Origin of the sequence: Bartonella tribocorum (assembly GCF_002777915.1) — a bacterium.
GTDB classification, from domain to species: domain Bacteria; phylum Pseudomonadota; class Alphaproteobacteria; order Rhizobiales; family Rhizobiaceae; genus Bartonella; species Bartonella tribocorum_A.
Map to the genome: position 1 here is coordinate 1 of NZ_NJGE01000051.1, position 2,820 is coordinate 2,820.

Sequence of the window (2,820 nt, forward strand, 5' to 3'; positions counted from 1 at the left end):
GAAGTTTCCCAAGATCTTAAATGAAGCACGGCTTGATGATTTGAGAAACCGCCCCGAGACTTATAAGCATATATGGGAAGGGGCTTATCTTACAGCGGTTCAAGGTGCTTACTATCAGAGGGAAATGTTGGCAGCCGAGCAAGAGGGGCGGATAGGGCGTGTTTCTCGTGATCCTTTAATGCAGATACGCGCCTTTTGGGATATTGGGGGCACAGGAGCCAAGGCAGATGCAACAGCGATATGGATAGCACAATTTGTAGGTAGAGAGATCAGAGTGCTTGATTATTACGAAGCACAGGGGCAGCCGTTATCAGAACATATCGGTTGGTTGCGTCAGAATGGCTATGAGAAGGCATTAATGGTTCTCCCCCATGATGGGGCAACAAGAGACCGCGTGCACAATGTGAGTTTTGAGAGTGCTTTAAATGATGCGGGTTTTGAAACGCAGGTCATTCCTAATCAAGGGGCTGGGGCTGTCAAAATGCGAATAGAGGCAGTGCGACGTATTTTGCCTTCAGTTTGGTTCAATGAGGAGACGACTGTAGCAGGGCGTAAGGCACTGAATTGGTATCATGAGAAATGGGATGAGAAGCGTAATATTGGTTTGGGAGCAGAACATGATTGGTCCAGTCATGGTGCAGATGCTTTTGGATTAATGTGTGTGGGGTATGAACAGCCAATGCAGAGACAGAAGAGACCAGCTTATAGCGGTAGAGAAGCCTATGAAAGCACGTCATGGATGGCAGAATGATGTATGATGAAGAGCATTTAGATAAAGAAAGTAATGCATCAGATCTGTCGACGGAAGGTTTGTTTCGCAAGTTAGTCAATTGGTACAAAGAAGATATTGAGCATGTGAACAAATGGCGTGAGCATGCAAGGGAGGATTTTCAATTTTACAATGGCGACCAGTGGAATGAAGCAGATTTAACGGCATTAAAAGAGCAACGCCGCCCCGTTATGACCTTTAATCGCATTGCACCACTGGTTAATGCAGTTGTAGGCTCAGAACGGAATAATAAACGAGAAGTGCAATTTATTCCCCGTCAAATAGGCAAAGCATTGCCAAGTGAATTGCTTACGGGAGCAGCAGAATGGTTTCGCGATATGGCACATGCGGAATATGCGGATTCTGATGCTTTCCAAGATGCTGTCATCTGCGGAATGGGGTGGACCGATACGCGGCTTGATTATGAGAACAGTCTTGATGGTGAGCCCGTTATTACGCGTTTAGATCCATTGAAAATGGTTTGGGATAGCGCGGCAGTGCAACCGAATTTAACGGATGCACAACGGATGTGGTATGTCGACCGCAAGCCATTAGATGTAGCCAAGCAAATGTTTCCCAAAGCCCATTGGAGTGAACTGAGTGCGGATTGGGCGAGAGATGGCGTTGCTTATGAAGGCATTCATCATAACGATCTTGAAGCTTATAATGATGAGAAGGGCATTGATGTTGAAAACGGTCGCCGGATGGTCACGCTTGTTGAATGCCGTTGGTTTGAAAGCGAGAAATATTACAAGGCGCCCGATTTAGAAACGGGAGAACTTCGTGATTACAGCGAAGAGGAGTTTAAGCAACTCCAATGTATGATGCCCGATATCCAAGGGGCGGCTTTCAATAAAAAGGTTGTTAAGCGTGCTTTTTTAGGAAGAAAATTGCTTGAAACGCCCGATCAACCTTTAGTTCCTGCGGGTCAATTGGGTTGGGAGTGTATCACGGGGTATTTTGATAAGATAGAACGGCAATTTTATGGGGTTGTAAGACCGACAAAAGATCCACAACGATGGGCTAATAAATATTTTAGTCAAGTGATGCATATCCTCAATAGCCAATCCAAGGGCGGGATAATGGCAGAGAGGGGGGCATTTGGAGATGATGAAAGAGATGCGGTAAAAAGTTTTAATAGAGCAGATAGTATTACGTGGGTAAAACCTGGGACTTTTGCTGGGAAAAGAATACAACCCAAACCCGTAGCGCACTTTCCAACCGGTTTTTTCCAACTGTTTAATGAAGCGAAAGAAGCGATTAATCAAGTTACGGGTTTATCGCCCGAGTTTATTGGAACGAGAGAAGTTTCACAAGCAGGGATTTTAGAGGCGCAACGGCGTCAGTCCAGTCTTAATTTGCTTGCTTGTTTGTTTGATGGTTTGCGTTTGTATCGCAAAAGGCAGGGCAAGATTATTTTGCACTTGATACAGAATTATCTGTCAGATGGTCGCTTGGTACGGATATCGGGAGAGGAGAATGCGCAATATATCCCCTTAACACGTGAAGCTGTCATGAGTGTCGATTATGATATTGTGGTAGACGATGCGCCAACCAGTCCGAACGAAAAAGAGCGTACCTTTGGCATTATTACGCAATTGTTACCGTTGCTTCAAAATGCTGTTACACCGGATATCATGCTTGATTTACTTCGTTATTCGCCATTGCCTGCGTCTCTGCTTAATCGTGTAAGTGAGAAGATGCAACAGCAGCAAATGGCACAACAAGCCCAACAACAGCAAATGAATCCAGAACAAGAGATGAAGTTGCAAGAAAAGCAGCAGGATATTGCTGCTAAAAGWCAGATGCAACAGATGGATTTACAAGGAAAGCAGATTGATCTGTTCATGCGTCAAAAGAGAGCGGAATTGGAAGCGGAATTGATGAAGCAACGCCATGAGCTTGAACGGGAGCGTATTCTTAATGAACGAGCGCAAAATCAGATTATGCGGGAGAGAGCCGCAACGTACAGGGGAAGAAGCATTTAAGAGAGGTTAGAGAATGAATGCAGAAATGAACGAAGTGATGAATGAAGGTATGAATGAAGATTA

Annotated in this window: 1 protein-coding gene and 1 pseudogene; both read left to right on the forward strand. The window is 44.9% G+C overall.

Annotated features, from left to right (window positions below; all coding sequences use genetic code 11):
* A pseudogene (locus CER18_RS09525) lies at window positions 1-751 on the forward strand (PBSX family phage terminase large subunit); the annotation flags it as partial.
* Window positions 736-2,757, forward strand: coding sequence for a portal protein (locus CER18_RS09530; RefSeq protein ID WP_100129731.1), 2,022 nt, complete (start codon window positions 736-738; stop codon window positions 2,755-2,757). The pseudogene CER18_RS09525 and the gene CER18_RS09530, both read left to right, overlap by 16 nt.
* The last annotated feature ends 63 nt before the right edge of the window (window positions 2,758-2,820 follow it).